Below are 18,340 nucleotides of genomic sequence, written 5' to 3' on the forward strand. Positions count from 1 at the left end.
ACCACCTATCGGCTAGATGTACTCGAGCCAGGGACATGTTACAGAGCAGGCCCCGAAGCGGTCTCCGGAGCGAGCCGAACGATTTCCCGGCTTGCACGGTGGCGACTCGCTACGGCTCCTCTCGCAGCAAGGGGATCACCGGTGCGAAAGCATCCATCTGGGTCGGAAACACTCCGACATAGGACATCGATGTCAATCGCCGCACGTTACGGATCTGGTCGGCGATCTGCTCGAATGTGCCGATGGCCACATAGGGCGAATTCAGGATGTCTTCCACCGACAACTGGACATCGACCTCGAGATCCGGATGCAAACCCTTGTCAAGGGCCGCCAACGCCATCTCGGCCGTGCGCTCGCGATCGTCGGTGATCACGACGGCGGTGATGGTCCAGTTGAGCTCGATGTCGGGGAACCGGGTCCCGGCGGCCTCCTTGATGAGATTCACCTTCTCGATGGTCTTCTCGAGGGTGATTCCCGACAGCAGACCCTTACCGGTCTTGGTCGTGCGCGGCACCACCGAGATGATGTCGGCATGCTTGGCGGCCAGCCGCAACATCTTGGGGCCGCCACCGCCGGTCACCAGCGGCGGACGCGGGCCCTGCCGCGGCCGCGGTGTGCCCTTGATGCCGCGCACCTGATAGTGCTTGCCCTCGAAATGGCATTCCTGCCCGCGCAGGAGCACGTCGAGAATGGTCAACGCCTCGTCCAGCTTCTCCAGCCGCACGCCCGGCGATTCGTAGGGCAGGCCGGCGGCTTCGAATTCGCTCTTGATCCAGCCCGCGCCGACACCGAGTTCCAGCCGTCCGCGCGAGAGCACGTCGATCGTCGCGGCGTCCTTGGCCAGCACCACCGGATGCCGGAAACCGTTGGCCAGCACCGAGGTTCCGATCCGGATGCGGTCGGTGGCCACGGCCAGCGCGCCGAGTGCGGCGATCGGTCCGACCTGGGGGCCGAGGTGATCCGGAATCGCGAAGGAGTCGTAGCCGTATTCCTCGGCCTGCTGGGCGAGCTTGACGAATTTCCGCGCACCGCCCTCCTGCTGATTTCCTTCACCGGCAGCAGCGAATCGGAACGCGCGCGCCGGAACACCCAGCGCTGTCATCTCGACACCGCTGGTCGCGCCGGCGGCGGCGGCTTCTGTCATGAACTCTCTGCTCCTGGCTGTGCGGATGTGCGCTGTGGCGCGATCATCGCTGCACTTTACAGCCTTCGCCAAAATCTGAGTGACCCTCGGGTTTACTTTTTTTCCGAGAGCTTTTCGGGGACCTTTCCCGCGACCTTTCCCAGGGTCGCCGGCGACCGCGGCCGCCCTGGTCGTCAGCTGTGCGCCGGGTGGGGTGCGTCCTTGATCAGACCCTCCGCCCAGGCGGCGGCCCACTGAGTGGCGGTGGTGCCCTGATCGTCCACCTGGAAGGTGTTGTACAGGCTGTGCACCGGATTCCCCACGGCATGCACCAACGTCATCAGGCTGGGCACGATATTCACCGGATTCAGCGCCTGCGGCGGGGCATCGCAGATCAGGTCTCCGGGCGCGCAGATGGTGTTGGTACGCCCGGCCAGCGAGCCGAAACCGCCACGCGGGCCCGTCATCGTGATCCCCGGAACCGACAAGCCCTTGAGCGCGACCTCCGCGCCCACACCGGGCGGCGAGATCCCGATCTCACCGGCCTGCCCGGGCCCGCCTACACGACGGCCGTCGGCGATCAGCGTGACGCCGAGGACCTGCTCGGCGGCGACCGGCCCCTGCCCGGCGCCGATCTGCGCAGCGAGATCACCCGCGATAACCGCACCCTGGGAGAATCCGGCGATCACATAGTTGGTGAGCGGGCACTTCTGCGACATATCGGTCAGTTCCGCGAGCGCACGCTGTGTGCCCTCGGAGCGGCTGTTGTTGTAGGACACCTGACCGTCCGGCGGAATCGCGATCGGGTTCGAGAATTGCGCGACGTAGGGGACGGTGTAGACGTCTAGCCGGGATTCCGGGAACTGCTGCCGCACCGGATTGGTCACATGCATCATCAACGACGCCGGATTGGCCGTCGGATTATGCGGGTCGTCGTTGCTGTTCGACTCCCACGTTCCGGGAATCGCCAGTAACTGCACATCCGGGCAGGCAGCGGGCTGACTGCTGGGCTTACCCGGTTTCGGCGGCCCCGGTTTCGGTACGTGCAACCGGCCCGCGAGCACGAACCACAGCACCAGCGCCACGATCGCCACCAGGACCGCGATCAGCACGAACAGCAGACAGCCCGGCCGCCGGTTGCGGCCGGGACCGCCCCCGGCGTATCCCGAACGTCGTCGCGCGTTCACTTGTTGCAGTAGGACTGGGTCGCGACGTCGATGTAGATCTGGCCTGCCTGTTCAACCGACATCTTCTGCGGATCGAAGGAGGGGTCGGTGCCCGCCATCGCGTTCACGAACGTCTTGACCTCCTGCTCGGAGGCGCCACTCGCCTTGCTCTGGCAGACGTAGTTGGCCGCGGTGATCGCGATGTCCGGGCTGGACGGATTCACCCCGCGCTTCTTCAACTCGTCCAGATAGGCCTGATCCTTCGCCGACGACTGTGTGTTGTCGCCCGAGTTCGGCTGCGCCGGCTCCGGACGTTCGTTCGCGGTGCTGGTGGCCGGGGCCTGTTCCTGGGTGGGCTCGGGCGCCGCGGACGCGCTGTTCGGCGCACTCTGCGCGGGCGCGACCGTGGCGGTCGTGGTGGACGGCTTCAACGTGGGCGTGCTCGACGCCGTGGAATCGTTACCGCCGCAGGCGGCCAGTAATCCCGTGGCCGCCAGCGCGACCATGATGCCGGCGACCTTGCCACCGGCGATGTACCGTTCTCCGACCGGACGGGTCCGAAGCATGAATCGTGTCCTCGATCTAGTTCGCTGAGGGCTAGAACTCCTAGCAGGTCGCGCTCCAGGTTAACGGCAACGGGCGCGGACAGGGATCCCATGGCCGGAACCCTCATCAACCACTTAAAGGTGATTTATCGACCTAGGCTGCGTGGACCTCGGGGGGTTTGCCGTCGCGCAGGACGACGAATCCGGTCTGGAAGTTCTGCTGCACGCCCCCGGGCACCGGGAACTCGTCGCTGATCGGGTAGCCGAGCTTGCCGTTCTCGAAGCCCTGCTGCCCCCACGCGTCCATGATCGGGCCGTTGCGCACGGCCCACGCCCCCGACAGCGGACTCCAGTAGATATTGCCGCCCTCGAACTTGCTGTAGCGGCCCAGATCCTTGGTCGGCTGTTCCTCGGCGGCCGGGAAACCGAGCCAGCTGTTCTCGAAGCCCATCTGTGCGTACTTGCCGAGGATCAGGCCCTGCACCCGGTGCGCCCCGGTCTTGTCGCTGAAGTACATCGGACCGCCCTGGAACCCCTGCACCACGCCGTCCTTGTTCGGCGTCCTGGCCTCCGGCCCGGTCGGATAGCCGGCGGGGCCGCGTTCGAAGCCCTGCCGCTCCCATTCGGCCAGAATCGCCCCGCGGATCACCTGGGCGCCGGTCTGCGGCGTCCAATAGACCGAACCGCCCTGGAACGTCTGGAAGCGACCCTGACCGTCCGGCAGTGGCTGTTCGGCGGAAGTGGGCAGACCCAGCGGGCCCCCCGGTCCGGCCGTCGCCTGATACGTCCCGCCGATCGCTCCGGCGACGGCATGGGCGCCGGTGGCCTGCGACCAGAACATGCGGCCGCCTTTGAAGTCCTGCGCGCTGCCGTTGGTCACCTGGTACTCGCCGGTGACGCAGTCACCCAGCCACTTGTCGATCTGCACGGCCGCGGCGACCGCGCCGTTCACCGCGCAGGCGGGTTTGTCAGCTTCCACGCCGAGCGCGGCCGCGGCCTGTGGCCAGGACTGGCGCATCTCGAAATCCCAATACGGCCACGAATGTGTGCCGGAGGGCCGGTAATTGGCCTGTACCGGGATCGACAGCTTGTTCAGCTTGTCGACGAAATTCTGACTGGTCAGCCGGGACAGCATTTCCAGGCCCATCCCGGCGTAATTGGTGCTGATGCCCGGGATGTCGGAGGGCTTGTCATAGGCGCCGGTGGTGCCGCTGCCGGCGGAGACGTACAGGCTGATGCCCTTGAGCTTGGGCGCCAGCTGATACGGATCGTGTTCGGACCACTCGGCATTCGTCGGCGGGCCCCACATGGCGTTGGCGTCGAATCCGCCGGCGTCGCGCATCGCGAACATGATCGCCTGTGGCATACCGACACTCGTGGTGGTCAGGAAACCCGAGTACGAGGCCGCGTACTTCACCCAGCCGGGATTGCGGCCGGCCAGGAACATCGCGGCCGTACCGCCCATCGAAAGCCCCTCGACGCCATGGGCATCGGTGGCACGCCACTGGTTCTCCAGCAGGGGCGGCAGTTCCTTGGTCAGGAAGGTTTCCCACTTGTAGTTCTTGCCGTTGTCCTGCTGCACCCAGTCGGAATAGAAGCTCGACTGGCCGCCGATGGGAAGCACCACGGTGACGTTCTTGTCGGCGTAGAAGTCGACGGCCCCGGCATCCTTGGTCCAGCCGCTCTCGTCGTCCTGAGCGCGCAGGCCGTCGAGCATGAACAGCAGCGGAAATCGCGCGTCCGGGCGGGAATTCCAGTCGCGGGCCAGTAGTAGTTGCACCTGGACAGGGGAACCCATGGACGGCGAATTCACCCACAGGGCGACGCGGCGATCGGTCAGCCAGACGACCTTCTCGACCGTCGCCCCGGCCGGTGCGGGCACCGCGGCGGGTTCGGCGAATGCCGGAAGCGGTGCGACGCTGATTCCGGAGGCGAGCGGCACGACCACGGCAGCGGCCAGCATCGCGAGTCGTCGACGGCCCCAGCGGCCACGACGAACCGTCCCCCGTCTACCAGATGCCACACCTGCCACAGGAGTGTTGTACCGCGCCCGGACGGCTCGAGGCGGTAGGACGCGCGGACAGCAAACCTGAGAAATCGCAGCGCACAACGCAACCGGCGCCCGCCCGCAACATGTCGGCGCCGCGCAGATCAGATCTGCGCGGCGCCGGGTTCAGCTGTTGTTAGGGCCCTTGATCAGGCGTTCAGCGCGGCCAGAATGCCCGTGCGAGCCTTGGCCAGCTCGTCCTGCCAGTAGAGCCAGGCGTGGGTGCCCGTGGGCGGGAAGTCGTAGGCAGCCGGAATGCCCAGCGAGTCCAGTCGAGCCTTGAACGAGTGGGTGCTGACCATCGAGATCAGCTCGATGCCCATGGCGTTGCCGGTGTTGAACGCACCGACAAGGCCGTTCGGGTGGTCGTACTGACCGGGCAGACCACTGGCGGCCGAGATGTACATCGGCAGTCCGCGCAGCTGCGGCGCGAACACCATCGGGTCCGAACGCAGCCACTGCGGGCTCCACGGCGCGGCCATCGAGTCGACGTTGAAGCGGCCGGCGTCGAGCATCATCACGCGAATCGCCTCGCGCATACCGGGGGCGTTCCAGTTCAGCGGACCGGAGAACGAGGCCGCGTACTTGAACTGGTCGCGGTGAAACGCCGCCAGGCGCAGCGCCGCCGGACCACTCATCGACAGACCGGCGACCGCGTAGTTGGTCCGCGAAACCCCGTAGTTGCTGAGGAAGTCCGGAAGTTCCTTGGTGAGGAACGTTTCCCACTTGTAGGTGAACTTCTGGCCGTTGGTGTTGCTCGGGCCCTGCCAGTCGGCGTACCAGCTGGACTGGCCACCCACCGGCATCACCAGGGTGACGTTGTCGTTGCCGAACATCTGCTGCGCGTTGGTCTCGAACGACCAGGCGTTGCGATCATCGCGAGCACGCAGGCCGTCCAGCAACAGCAGCGCCGCGTTACCGCCGTTGCGTGCCCACTGCACCTGCACCTTGATGGGGCCCATGCTCGACGGAACCATCAGTTCGTCGTAGCCGCCCGCGGGAGTCTGGTGCACGGGTGCGTGAACGGGAGCGGCGATGGCGGCCGGAGCCATGATGCCCGCCGCAATCGGGAGTGCCATCGCGGCACCCGCAGCGAGAAGTCGTGTGCGCCAACCACGCTGAACGCCTCGCCGCCCCCTGGGAGCTGACTCCGGCGCGAGCGCCGAATGCGAAACCGGCGCGGCCGACCTGCCGAAACGCATGGATACTGCTCTCTTTCTGCTGCTGTCTGCTGTTGTCGCCGCGCCACGACCACTTCCGTCAGCGACGGCATGGTCTGCACCCACGCCGAACCCGACCTTTCGACATGAGCGACGCCGCGGCTACGAACGGTCACACTTGCGCTCGCTGGACGATATTCGACCGCCCAATCGTTAGCAACACGGACCCCGCCGGGTGGCTGAAATCCGCCCGTGCGCCATTCGTAATCGTGCAGTGACCCTATCGCGTCCGGCCGGAAATGACAGCGTGAAATGACGAATCAACTACTGCGCAGGTCAATTTCACCAGGAAACCCCGAACATGCCTCGGGCCCGGGCAGTTTCGGCCGGGCCCGAGATGTCGCGGATGTTCAGCCGATATTCGCCGAGAGGTCCGGAATCATCCGGTATGCCTCGGCTTGCCAGTTGAACCAGTCGTGCACACCGACATTCGGGAACGAATACACCACGTTGGTCGCACCCAGCGTCATCATCCGTACTTGGAATGCCCGGGTATTCGCCAACGCAAGCACCTCCAGCGGTGCACCGCGCACGATATGGTCGGCCGCCGCGGGCAGTGGCAGGCCCAGGTCCTCCGGCGACGGGACGCCGCTGCCGGCGGCGATCCAGAGCCGGGTGTTGTTCGCGATCAGGCGCGGCGCGAAGACGAACGGGTCCATCCGCAGCCACTGCGGACCCCACGGCGGAGCCATCGAATCGACGTTGTAACCGCCCGCGTCGATCATCGCCATCCGAATCGCCTCGCGCATACCGGGGGCGGAATTGTTCAGATAGCCCGAGAACGATCCGGCGAAGCTGAACTGATCCGGGTGATACGCCGCCAACGTCAGCGCGGCGCTCCCACCCATCGACAATCCGAACGCACCGTTGCGGCTCGACCGGAAGCCGAGCCGGTCGCGCAGGGCATTACGCAACTGGACGGTCAGGAACGTCTCCCAGTCGTAGCGATAGTCCTTCCCCGGCCCACCCAGGAATGTCTCGGTCGCACCGGATCCGCTGTTGGCGGAACCGAAATTGCTCGGCGGGGCGCCGAAGAACGAACTGGGCGCATTCCAGTCGGCATAGAAACTGGATTGACCGCCGACCGGCATGACCACGTTGATATTCCAGTCGGTCAGCACCTGCGCGACATTCGTCTCGATCTCCCAGCCGTTCAACGTCTGGGGTGCCCGCAAACCGTCGAGCGCGTAGACCACGCGATCGGTGTTGCCGTCCCTGGCCCGGAAAATCCGGGACTTGACCGAACCCATCACCGGAGAATCCACCCAGAAGTCGAAACCCGACGGGTCGAATGCCGCCGACGCGGTCGCGCCGTTGCCGAATACCGAAACCCCCAGCGGCAGCAGCAGTGCCAATGCCATGCCCAGCGCCGAGCGCCTGAGCCACGGACCCCGACCGTGACCGGGCCTTCCTCCGAGCGACGGCTTCCTGCGCGCAATTCGCATCGACACGACCTTTCGCCTGAAGCGACGGTCGCACCCGATCCCACACCGCACGAACCACCGCTCATTCCGGACAACACAGACAAAGCGTTTCGGCGAAGGCGCTCGCCGCTGTACTGCAGGGTTCTTCGATACCCATCGAGTATCGGTGATCGAGTAGCGCGACCGAATGATTCAACACGGAAATAGTCCGAAAGGTGATCTGCGGCACAGGCCGTCACGACGGCTCCGAATTCGACGAAGCCCCACAGCGGATGTCCGCTGCGGGGCTGTGAGTCGTGCTGATATCAGCCGATATTGGCCGACAGATCCGGGAGCATCCGATAGACCTCGTCCTCCCAGTTGTGCCAGTTGTGCACACCCACGTTCGGGAAGTCGTAGGTCACGTTGCCGGCGCCCAGGGTCATCATGCGGACCTGGAAGGCGCGGGTGTTGGCCAGCGCCAACGCCTCCAGCGGCGACCCCTGGATGATGTCGAGCGGGGCGACGGCGTCCTGCGGCGACGGAATGCCGCTGCCGGCCGCCACCCACAGCCGAGTGTTGTTGGCCTTCAACCGCGGTGCGAACACGAACGGATCCATCCGCAACCACTGCGGGCCCCACGGCGGCGCCATGGCGTCGATGTTGTACCCACCGGCGCTCAGCATCGCCACGCGCATGGCCTCGCGCATACCCGGCGCCGAGATGTTCAGGTAGCCCGAGAACGAGCCCGCGTAGCTGAACTGGTCCGGGTGATACGCGGCCAGGGTCAGGGCGGCGCTACCGCCCATCGACAGGCCGAAGACGCCGTTGCGATGCGAGCTGAAGCCCAGCCGCGAGCTGAGGGCATTGGGCAGATCCTGGGTGAGGAAGCTTTCCCACTTGTAGGTGTTGACCTTGCCCAGCGTCTCGTTGTAATTCGAGGAACCGGTCATCGCCGAACCGGTCGAGGCCGAGCCGGCCGAACCGGCCGAACCGGTATCGATGCCGAAGAAGTTGCTCGGCGCGTTCCAGTCGGCGTAGAAGCTCGACGGACCGCCGACCGGCATCACCACGTTGATGTTGGCGTTGACCAATGCCGGGATGATGTTGGTTTCCTTCTCCCAGCCGTTGAGGTCGCCCTGGGCACGCATACCGTCGAGGGCGTACACCACCCGTCCGGTATTGCCGTCGGCCGCACGGAAGATGCGCGACTTGATCGGGCCCATCGACGAATCGACCCAGAAGTCGATACCCGTCGGATTGAAGGCGGCGGCGGCATGTCCGGCCTCTGCCACCGACACCCCGAACGGCAGCAACGTCGCCAAAGCCACGCCCACCGCGGACCGCTTGAGCCACCCGGCTCGATGAGGCGCCGACGGCTGCTGCGACCGTCTCCGACGTCTCTGCTGCACCCATCGCACAGTCACGCCTCGCATACCCTGTCCGGCCTTTCCCGTAGCGCGGCCCGTCCGACCGCTGTTCTTCTCTGCGAATGATCACCCGTGCGCATGCGGAGATGCGCCCCCGACGGACGTCCGTCACCGAGCGTATCGTGAAATCGATACGTCGGCGTTATCAAACCGAGACTAATACACGACTTCTTCGTTGCCGTCGGCGGTCTAATTCGGCACCGGGGGTGGTGTCGTCGGGTCCACCAGGTGGCAACGCTGGATCTCGTACTTGGGCACCCGGTCGATGCGGTACTTCGCGAAATGCAGCGACTGGATGACATTGTGCTTGAACCGATCCAAGGTCAGCGGCGCTCGATACGAGGCCAGCAGATCCTGGGTCGCCGGGCACGACAGCGCGGTCCGCGCCTGGCGCACCCACTTCTCGTCGAGGAACCACGGCATCCACGGATGCTGATCGACCATACCGGTGTCGATGATCACCCAGTCCGGATACAGGTTCTTGTCGTGTCCGATACGTCCGTCGGCCAGCCGGTCGGTATGCGCGGCCAGCGGGTAGGCCAGCCCCTCCTGATCGATGACGCGCACGCTCAGCGGCACGTTCATGCTGGTCATGCCCAGGTTGAGGAAGTAGACGGTGTGCCCGTACCCGCCGGGCGGAATCGGCAGCGGCGGCGGCGCGACGTACCACATCATGAACGAGGGCGAGTTGATCAGCAGTCCACCGTCCGGCGTGGCGGCGATGTCCTGCAGCATGGCCCGCATACGCGGGTAGTCCAGATAGTCCTCGGCCAGCACCGGGTGGTCGTGCCCGCTGTTGAGGACGTAGTAGATCCGCTCGTCCACGATGCCCGAAGCACTGATCTGCCCGCCCGAGGTGTCGGCGGTGGTGTTGGCCGCGAACAGCGCCCAGCCGACCGTCCCGGCCCAAGCGAGCAGCGGCAGGGCGAACGACCACCGCGGCCATCCGGAACGGTCGCCGACCGGCAACCGGACCGGCAGCACCGAAACCGGCAACATCAGGCAGAACAGCTGCGGCAGCAGCATGCGGCCGTGCATGAAGTCGCCGCCGACGCGCATATTGAACAGCACCAGCAGCAGACCGCCGCCGACCATCAGCGTCGCCACCGCGGCCGGGGAGCGCAGCCACCGCCGCAGCCGGATCCGTCGTCCGGTATCGCCGGACGGGGTGGTATCGGGAGTCCGGCGGCGCCGCCCGCGCAGCAGCACGGCGGCCACCACGACGAGGACCAGTACCGGGATCCACAGGTAGTACGGGCCGACCAGATCCCACAGATATTTCAGGCCCTGGCCCCATTTCGCACCGCCGGCCTCCTTGGCCACCGCGGTGTTCGGATAGGGCAGGCCGTAGTAGCCCATGCGCCAGATCTGATAGCCGACCGGCACCGCGCCGCCGACCGCCACCAGCAGCGCGCGAATCAGCACCGGGCGCAACCGAGTACGCGGCACCGGCGCGAAGAACAGCATGAGCAGCGCCAGGCCACCGATGACGGTCATCTCCGGGCGGACCACCCAGCACAATCCGGCCCAGAAGCCGGCTACGAGAAGTTTTGTCAGGCCGGGCTTTTCATCCTGACTCCACCGCAGCAGCAACCACCACAGCACGCCGAGCCAGAAGATGACCAGGCAGTTCTCCAGGCCCGAGGTGGCGTAGTCGCGAGCCGGCGGCACGGCGATGTAGACCAGCGCACCGGCGGGCAGCAGCAGCGTCGGCGCGGTACCGGTGACCGGGCGCCACAACCGCGCCGAACCCACCATGGCGAAGACGACGGCCAGTAGCGAAAGGGTCAGCGCGACAGCCAGACTGACGTATTCGAGCCGGGCGTCGCTGATCCAGCTGAAGAACCAGATCACATAGGTCCAGGCCGCGCTGGTATTGGTCTCCACCCGCTCGCCGGCGTTGAAGACCGGGCCGTTTCCGGCCAGCAGATTGCGCACGGTGCGCAGGACGATCAGGCCGTCGTCGGCGATCCAGCGCCGTTGCCAGGCACCGATACCGAACAACGCGACGGTGACGATCACCCCACCGACGAATACCGTGCGGGAGAGCACCGAAAAGCGGCGCGCGGCATCGCCATCGCGCTGTAGTGCGCGATCGGACGACGCCGCGTCTGCCCCCTCCCCGTGTTCGTCTCCCGCTACCAGCATCTCGTCAGGTGAGATAGACAGCGACACCTACCGCTCCGATCCAGGCGATGGCCAGGAGCTGCAATATGCGATCCCCCAGCGCGATCTCTTCGGGTTCCCCGGCCTCGCCGCCATCGACGTCGACCGCGTAGCGCAGGACTGCGATGGTAAACGGAATCATCGAGATCGCGAACCACTGGGTGTGCTTGTGATCGGTTTCGAAGGCCCACAGCCCGTAGAAGACCACCACCGCGGTGGCCGACAGGGTCCAGATGAAGCGCAGGTAGGTAGGGGTGTAGTACTGCAGCGACTTACGGATCTTGGCGCCGGTGTCGAGCGCGATCTTCAACTCCGCGTAGCGCTTACCGGCCGCCATGAACAGCGAACCGAAGGCCATGATCAGCAGGAACCACTGCGAGAGCCGGATATCGGCCGCCGCGCCCCCGGCGACCGCGCGCAGCAGGAAGCCCGAGGACACGATGCAGATGTCGAGCACCGCTTGGTGTTTCAGGCCGAAGCAGTAGGCCAGCTGAATGCCGATGTAGACCGCCATCACGACGGCCAGATGCCAGGACGCCAGGAACGACACCGCGATCGAACCGACCAGCAGCACGGCGGCGAGCGAATACGCCAGGTTCACCGGCACCACGCCGGCCGCGATGGGCCGGAAGCGCTTGGTGGGGTGAGCGCGGTCGGCCTCGACGTCGAGCGCGTCGTTGACCAGGTAGATACCCGAGGCCGCCATGCAGAACACGACGAACGCGATCGCGATATGGGCGACCACGGTCGCATCCGCCAGCACGTACGCACCGGAGGCCGCGTCCTTACCCGCGGCCAGCGGCGCCGCCAGCACGAGGACGTTCTTCACCCACTGCCGTGGCCGCACGGCCTTGACGATTCCGCCGGCCAGCGTCTTCGGCGGACCACCGACGACGGAGTCGTCGCGATCAGCGCTGCGGACGGCTTCCTTCACCTCCGTGCCGGTCGGCTCTTCACTCATATCAGCGAGGGTTCTTTCCTGTGCGGTCACTGGCGAATCTCTTTTCGGCGGCTAGCACGGCTGCGGCGGATGCCGCACCCAGAGCGGATCCGGCGAGCACGTCGGAGGGATAGTGCACCCCCAGAACGACCCGGGAGAGCAGCATCGGCGGCACGAGCACCGCAGGCAAGGGTAGCCCGGTCAACTTCCCGAGCAACACGGCCGCCGCCGTCGTGGAGGTAGCGTGTGAGGACGGGAAGCTCAGTTTGCTCGGTGTCGAGACGTTGACCTGCACGGATGGGTCGTGCGGGCGCGGGCGCCGGACGATGCGCTTGATGACGACCGAGGCGGCGTGCGCTCCGAAGGCGCCGACCGCGACGCCGGCCCACTGACGCCGGCGGGGCTTGTCGACCAGGGCACCGGCGGCGCCGATGGCCATCCAGCCGAGCGCGTGCTCACCGAAATGCGACATCCCGCGCGCGGCCTTGATCACCGGCGGCGTGCCGATGGCGCCCTGGACGGCGTTGAGGATCGCGACCTCCACGGGCTTGGACACCCCGGGGTCGGCCACCACCTGCAAATGCGGGGCGCCGGCCGGATCGGAGGAGGCTGAGGCGGTCATTTGTCCTCGCTGGTGTCGTGTTCGATGCGCCGTCCGCGGGTCCCTCCGTGGTTACGCGCGCTGCCGTCTTCGGTCCCGTCGCTCCCGGCGAGTCCGAACGCGTTCTCCCAGGCCGCGGTGCTGGTCAAGCGCGCGTGTGCGGCACGGTACCGTTCCCGCAGCTCGGGGAACCGCGCGGCCAGTTCCCGGCGCAGCCGCATCGCCTCGGTGAACAGCTCCCGGGCCTGACGCGGATCGCGCTTGCGGTAGACCACGCCACGCCCGTCGGCTGTGGTCACGGTAACCCCGTCGACCTGCGAGAGCAGGAACCAACGCGCGTCCAGTGTCGGGACGTTCAACTGCGGGCGGTCGTGATGTTCGGTCTTGGCCTTGCGCAGATTGTGCACCACGCCCTTGCCGAGCCGGACGATCTTGGCCAGCGGATTCGACGGTTCACCGACCGCGCCCACATCGGCGCCGCTGGGCAGCGGCAGGTCCGTCGAGGAGCCGACGATCACCGCATCCGGGAATTCCTTCCGCATCGCGGCGACCTGGCCGAGCGCGGTGGGCAGCAGTTCGAACAGCTTGTCCGGCCCGGCGAGGAAATCACGAATCGCCTGGTTCTGAATGGCGACCGTCGAATATTCCAAGCACAGCAGATGTTTCAGCGTCGCCTTGACCGTATTGACGATCATCGGACGGCCGTCGTTGCCGAGGTGCAGGGCCGCGACCACCAGGCGGTTGCGCAGGTGGAAATACGCCTGCCAGTCGATGGCGTCGTCCTTGTCGCTCCACGCCATGTGCCAGACCGCCGCACCCGGGAGCGTGACCGTCGGATATCCGGCCGCCCGGGCGCGCAGCCCGTACTCCACGTCGTCCCACTTCAGGAACAGCGGCAGCGGCTGACCGATCTGCTCGGCGACCACGCGCGGGATGACGCAGGTCCACCAGCCGTTGAAATCGACATCGATGCGCCGGTGCAGCAGTTTGGAATTGTCGCGGTCGCGCAGCGGATACTTCGAGAAATCGTGGTCGTATTCGACATTCGGCGCCGCGGTCCACATCCAGATCCCGCGGTCGACCACCTCGCCCATGGTGTGCAGATGCGAACGCTCCTGCAGATTCAGCATCTGCCCGCCCACCAGCGTGGGTGTGCGCGTGAAACGGGCGAAGGCCAGCGCGCGCAGAATGCAGTCCGGCTCGATCTCGATATCGTCGTCCATGTAGACGATGTATTGCGCGTCGGTGGTCTTCAGCGCCTCGTACATGACCCGGCTGTACCCGCCGGAACCACCGAGATTCGGCTGATCGTGAATGGCGAGCCGATCGCCGAGAACCGCGGCCGCCTCGGCGAATCCGGGTTCGTCCACGGCCTTGCGGTTGCCCTGATCGGGAATGATCACGGCCTTGATCTTCTCCAGCACCAGCGGATCGGAGCCGAGGGCCGCGAGAGTGTTCACACAGTCGGTGGGCCGGTTGAAGGTCGGCATGCCCACCGCGATGCTGCCCTCACCGGGCGCCTCGATCGGCGCGTACCACCCGCCGCTGCGCAATTCGACCGCGGAATCGGTGGTGATGTCGAACCAGATCCAGCCGCCGTCCTCGAACGGCGCCAGGTCGACCTCGAATTCGACGGTGGTGCTGTCGGCCGGCGCGGTGAGCGATTCGCGGCTGACCGCGGTGAGCGATTCGCGGCTCGCCGCGGTCGTCGCGAATTCGTTGCCGCGCACGTGGATTCGGGAGCCGTCGGCCTTGGAGCGGTAGACGTCCACCCGGCCGTGCCCGGACAGTTCCAGGCGCAGCACCACCGATTCCAGGATCGTCCAGCGCCGCCAGTAACTGGCCGGCACCGCATTGAAATAGGTGCAGAACGACACTTCCGATTCGGCGCCGATCGACAGTGAGGTGCGCGTGGCGGCATGCGCGCGGCGAGCGTTCGTCGCCGATTCCTCCAGATACAGCGTCCGCACATCCAGCGGCTCGCCGGGGCGAGGCAGAATGATGCGCTGCAGCAGGGATTTCGCGCGAGTCTCGGTGCTCATATCCTCGAGGGTCATTTGTGCGGTCATTTCACTTCCTGCATCCGCGGTACGGGCCGGTGGCACATTACTGGGGATCGCCGACCGTGAGCGGTGCGCCGGATTCCAGATGCGGGCGCAGCACGTTGTCGAAGGTACTCAGCGCGCTGCCGATGGCCATATGCATGTCGAGATACTGGTATGTGCCCAGACGTCCGCCGAAAACGACCTTGGCCGTCGCGGTTTCGTTCTTCGCCCGCTCGCGGTAGGCGAGCAGTTTCGCACGGTCCTCCGGGGTGTTGATCGGGTAGTACGGCTCGTCGCCGGTCTGCGCGAATCGCGAGAATTCGCGCATGATGACGGTCTTGTCCTCTGGATAGCCGTCGCGCTCCGGGTGGAAATGGCGCGGCTCGATGATGCGGGTGAACGGCACATCGGCATCGTTGTAGTTCATCACCGAGGTGCCTTGGAAGTCGCCGGTCTCGAGCACTTCGGTCTCGAAATCGATGGTGCGCCAGCCCAGTTCGCCCTCGCTGTAGTCGAAGTAGCGGTCCAGCGGACCGGTGTAGACGACGGGCGCGTCCGGATTCTGCGCGCGGATTTCGTCGCGAACCTCGAACCAATCGGTATTCAGCCGCACCTCGATAAGATCCGATTCGGCCATCTTCTCCAGCCAGGCGGTGTATCCGTTGACCGGCAGCCCCTCATAGGTGTCGTTGAAATAGCGATTGTCGAAGGTGTAGCGCACGGGCAGCCGGGTGATATTGCCGGCGGGCAGTTCCTTGGGGTCGGTCTGCCACTGCTTGGCGGTGTAATCGCGGACGAACGCCTCGTAGAGCGGGCGGCCGATCAGGGAAATCGCCTTTTCCTCGAGATTCGCGGCATCTTTGGTCTCGATCTCGGCGGACTGCTCCGCGATCAGCGCCCGCGCCTCCTCGGGACTGAAATAACGGCCGAAGAACTGCGAGATCAGCCCCAGTCCCATCGGGAACTGGTAAGCCTGCCCCTTGTGCATCGCGAAGACCCGATGCTGGTAACCGGTGAACTCGGTGAACTGATTGACGTAATCCCACACTCGCTTGTTGGAGGTGTGGAAGAGGTGGGCACCGTACTTGTGGATTTCGATTCCGGTTTCCGGATCCGCCTCCGAATACGCGTTACCGCCGAGGTGGTAGCGGCGCTCGACCACGAGCACCCGCTTTCCCAGCAGGTTGGCGGTGCGTTCGGCAACGGTCAGCCCGAAGAATCCGGAGCCGACGACGATCAGATCGAAGGGAGCTGCGACGGTCACGGGAGCCCAGCGTAGCCGTAGCGGGTCACCGCGTCTGCACGCCGTAGGTCTCGGTAGCGGGGACGGTGGTCACGGCCGTGCGCGGACCGGGACGGGTAGCGGAATATCGCCGCGAGGGGGCCGGGAAGTGTTCACCGGGGTGTCACCGGGGGTTGACGCGGACACCGGGGCGGCCGGAGTGCCGGCAGAGTCCGCCGGGCCGGGGCCGGTGGCCGCGTTTTGCCCGGTAGGAGCCGGTGGCGGGGTGGGAGTCGCCGCAGTCCCCGGCGTGCGGGTGCCGCCGGGCGCCGCGGCCTGCACCCCGGCGCCCTCCCCCGCGCTCTGGCCGACCTGCGGCGCGATCTGCAGCAGGCGGGCGTAATCGACGATCTGGGCACCGAGGGTCGGGGTCGCGATGATGACGCCACCCTTGTACAAGCGGAAGGTTCCGACCTTGCCGGGCAACAATGACTCCGGACCCATCGGATCGCCCAAAGGTCCTGCCGCGCCGCCACTTTCGGCATACTTCGCATCGATGGCGGTATTGCCGCGCACCGCCTGTTCGGGGACCGCCTGTTCGGGGACCGCCTGTTCGGGGACCGCCGGGGCGGGGGCGGCCGGAGCCGCGGGCGCGGCGGGCGCGGCGGGCGCCGATTCCAGTTCCGCGGGTGTCGGCCCGACCTCGAGAGTAGTGATGTCGATCGGTTGCCCGCCGCCGGGCGCCGCCGAATACTCGGTGCGCAGAATGTGGCCGTCACGCGTCAGCACCTGGCCCGCGGTGGAGTGGACCGCGTCGGCCGCGCGCGGATCTTCCTTGTCGGTGCCGGGATACATCTGACAGTCGGTGGTGTCGCAGGTCTGGGCATAGGGGTAGCGGTGTTCGGCCAAGGCGTACGAGCGGGCCGCGACAGCCTGCGCGCGCAGCGCCTCCGCACCGCCCTTGTCGGCCCAATTGGCCTCCATCTCCGCTGGAACCACGCCGAGCACGTAGTCCTCGACGTCGAGCTGATTCACCGTCACGGGCTGCCCGTTGTCCTGCGTAACCCCGAGAACCCCACGGAAACTCGAGCCGTCGCACACCTTCAGATGTTCGGCCGCGGGCCGATCGGGACCCGGGTCGGCGGGGTAGGCCCAGGGGTCGTCGGTGGAGCCCTGCCACAGCACATCACCGTCACAACCGATGGTCACCACGACGTTCGCGCCGCCGTCCGGAGTCGGGGTCAGGTGCGCGGCCTGTCCCGCCACCACCCGGCGGCCGGCGACGGTCAGCCCGGAATCGGAGTACACGTCGAGCGTTTCGTTGTCGTAGACGGTGAGCCGCACCCGGACCGCGGTCGGCCCGATCGTTCCGAGTTGGGCGCCCGGGTAGTAGTGCGCCAGAATGCCGTCGGCCGTCGCGCCCGCCGTGGCCTGGTCGAACGCGCCCACCTGACTCATCCCGCGCCCATGCCCGGGGCCCGCGGCCGCCTGATAAGCAGCGTTGCGTGTGCCCGAACCGAACATCGGCACCGCGAAGGCGACGACGATCCCGCCGGTCACCGGGACCACGACCAATCCGATCAGCGCGCCGCGCCGAATTCGCCGACGACGCAGCAGCTCACCGTGCCGACGCCGAAGTCGGCTCCGGAATCCGCCCACCACCCCGTCCGCGGGCGCGCTGTTCGAGTGATCCGGCGGCGGCGCGGCGCCGGTGTGGGCGGCTTCGGGCCGGGTCATCGAACCCTCCTGCGGTGTGTGGACAGCGCCCCTCGGCTGTCGCTGCGCGCACTCGGGCGACGGTGAGCCATCGTGCCTCCCAACGGGTTCGGCGAGCCGGGTGGTTGATCGAACGCACCGCTCGCTCGGCATGTCCCAACCTTGTGTGGCTACTGGAAAGTTACATTCGAGCTATCCTAGAACTAATCCTCAACCAAAGGTTTAGATCTGTGGCATTTGGGACTAGTGTGACCATCGATCCGTCAGGAATCAACCCCGCGCGCCACCCTGTTCCACGCTGACGGTCACCGGTTCTACCTGAATGGGAGATGCTCGTGCCGTACCGCCGCCCGAAACGTTCCGTCGTCCTCCCCGTGGTCGCGACTCTCGCGGTCGCCGCCCCGCTCGCGACGCTGGCCCTGCGCGACTCTCCCGGCTATCGTCCAGCGGGCGACAGCGATCTCGCCGCGATACCCGCGCAACTCGCCGAAGTGGCCTTGGCGTCCGCCCCTGACATCGTGTTGCCGCTGCGCGAACTCACCGGCTTGAACCTGCCTGATCTGCGCCTGTCCGACTTGCGGAAACTCCCGCTGCCGACGTCGATTCCCGTCCCGCCCGGCCTACCCGCCCCGCCGGGCCTACAGCTACCCAGCGAGATCCCACTACCCCGCTTCGGTGATCCGACGACCACCACCCCGACCCCGACGCCATATGCC

Annotated in this window: 12 protein-coding genes and 2 pseudogenes; 1 reads left to right on the forward strand and 13 read right to left on the reverse strand. The window is 66.5% G+C overall.

Features of this window, described 5'->3' with window-relative positions:
• Positions 1-109 precede the first annotated feature (109 nt).
• The 13 genes and pseudogenes from C5E41_RS30205 to C5E41_RS30265 all read right to left on the reverse strand — a co-directional run bounded on the left by C5E41_RS30205 (position 110) and on the right by C5E41_RS30265 (position 17,645).
• Positions 110-1,102, reverse strand: a complete 993-nt coding sequence (locus C5E41_RS30205) for an LLM class F420-dependent oxidoreductase (protein ID WP_258081363.1) — start codon at positions 1,100-1,102, stop codon at positions 110-112.
• A 215-nt stretch (positions 1,103-1,317) separates the two neighbouring features.
• The gene (locus C5E41_RS30210; RefSeq protein WP_181063488.1) at positions 1,318-2,310 is read right to left on the reverse strand and encodes a cutinase family protein; all 993 of its coding nucleotides are present in this window, start codon (positions 2,308-2,310) and stop codon (positions 1,318-1,320) included.
• On the reverse strand, positions 2,307-2,855 hold the full coding sequence (locus C5E41_RS30215) for a DUF732 domain-containing protein (RefSeq protein ID WP_181063489.1): 549 nt from the start codon (positions 2,853-2,855) through the stop codon (positions 2,307-2,309). The genes C5E41_RS30210 and C5E41_RS30215 overlap by 4 nt, the downstream gene beginning before the upstream one ends.
• A 133-nt stretch (positions 2,856-2,988) precedes the next feature.
• A complete protein-coding gene (locus tag C5E41_RS30220; protein ID WP_104379120.1) occupies positions 2,989-4,797 on the reverse strand; it encodes an alpha/beta hydrolase-fold protein in 1,809 nt (602 codons plus the stop codon).
• Between the two features lie 233 nt (positions 4,798-5,030).
• Positions 5,031-5,960 (reverse strand): alpha/beta hydrolase, encoded by a 930-nt coding sequence (locus tag C5E41_RS30225; protein WP_036525379.1) that lies wholly within the window; start codon positions 5,958-5,960, stop codon positions 5,031-5,033.
• A 491-nt stretch (positions 5,961-6,451) separates the two neighbouring features.
• Entirely contained in the window at positions 6,452-7,462 is a 1,011-nt protein-coding gene (locus C5E41_RS30230; protein WP_258081358.1) for an alpha/beta hydrolase, read from the reverse strand.
• A 368-nt stretch (positions 7,463-7,830) separates the two neighbouring features.
• A complete protein-coding gene (locus C5E41_RS30235) occupies positions 7,831-8,835 on the reverse strand; it encodes an alpha/beta hydrolase (protein ID WP_258081359.1) in 1,005 nt (334 codons plus the stop codon).
• A gap of 288 nt (positions 8,836-9,123) precedes the next feature.
• Positions 9,124-11,082: a flagellar motor control protein ZomB gene (gene zomB / locus C5E41_RS30240; RefSeq protein ID WP_258081360.1), complete on the reverse strand. Its 1,959-nt coding sequence runs from the start codon at positions 11,080-11,082 to the stop codon at positions 9,124-9,126.
• Between the two features lie 4 nt (positions 11,083-11,086).
• Entirely contained in the window at positions 11,087-12,061 is a 975-nt protein-coding gene (locus tag C5E41_RS30245) for a decaprenyl-phosphate phosphoribosyltransferase (RefSeq protein WP_104379124.1), read from the reverse strand.
• 1 nt (position 12,062) lies between these two features.
• On the reverse strand, positions 12,063-12,596 hold the full coding sequence (locus C5E41_RS30250; RefSeq protein WP_258081364.1) for a phosphatase PAP2 family protein: 534 nt from the start codon (positions 12,594-12,596) through the stop codon (positions 12,063-12,065).
• Positions 12,597-12,751: 155 nt separating this feature from the next.
• Positions 12,752-14,710: pseudogene (locus C5E41_RS30255) on the reverse strand (glycosyltransferase); the annotation flags it as partial.
• A gap of 37 nt (positions 14,711-14,747) precedes the next feature.
• Complete coding sequence (glf, locus tag C5E41_RS30260; protein ID WP_104379127.1) at positions 14,748-15,950, reverse strand: UDP-galactopyranose mutase; 1,203 nt, start codon at positions 15,948-15,950, stop codon at positions 14,748-14,750.
• A 69-nt stretch (positions 15,951-16,019) separates the two neighbouring features.
• Positions 16,020-17,645, reverse strand: coding sequence for a SpoIID/LytB domain-containing protein (locus tag C5E41_RS30265; protein ID WP_258081361.1), 1,626 nt, complete (start codon positions 17,643-17,645; stop codon positions 16,020-16,022).
• Positions 17,646-17,998: 353 nt separating this feature from the next.
• Between C5E41_RS30265 and C5E41_RS30270 the strand changes: the two are divergent.
• Positions 17,999-18,340, forward strand: a pseudogene (locus C5E41_RS30270) (N-acetylmuramoyl-L-alanine amidase); the annotation flags it as partial.

The sequence above is a fragment of the Nocardia nova genome (assembly GCF_002933465.1).
Taxonomy (GTDB): Bacteria; Actinomycetota; Actinomycetes; order Mycobacteriales; family Mycobacteriaceae; genus Nocardia; species Nocardia nova_B.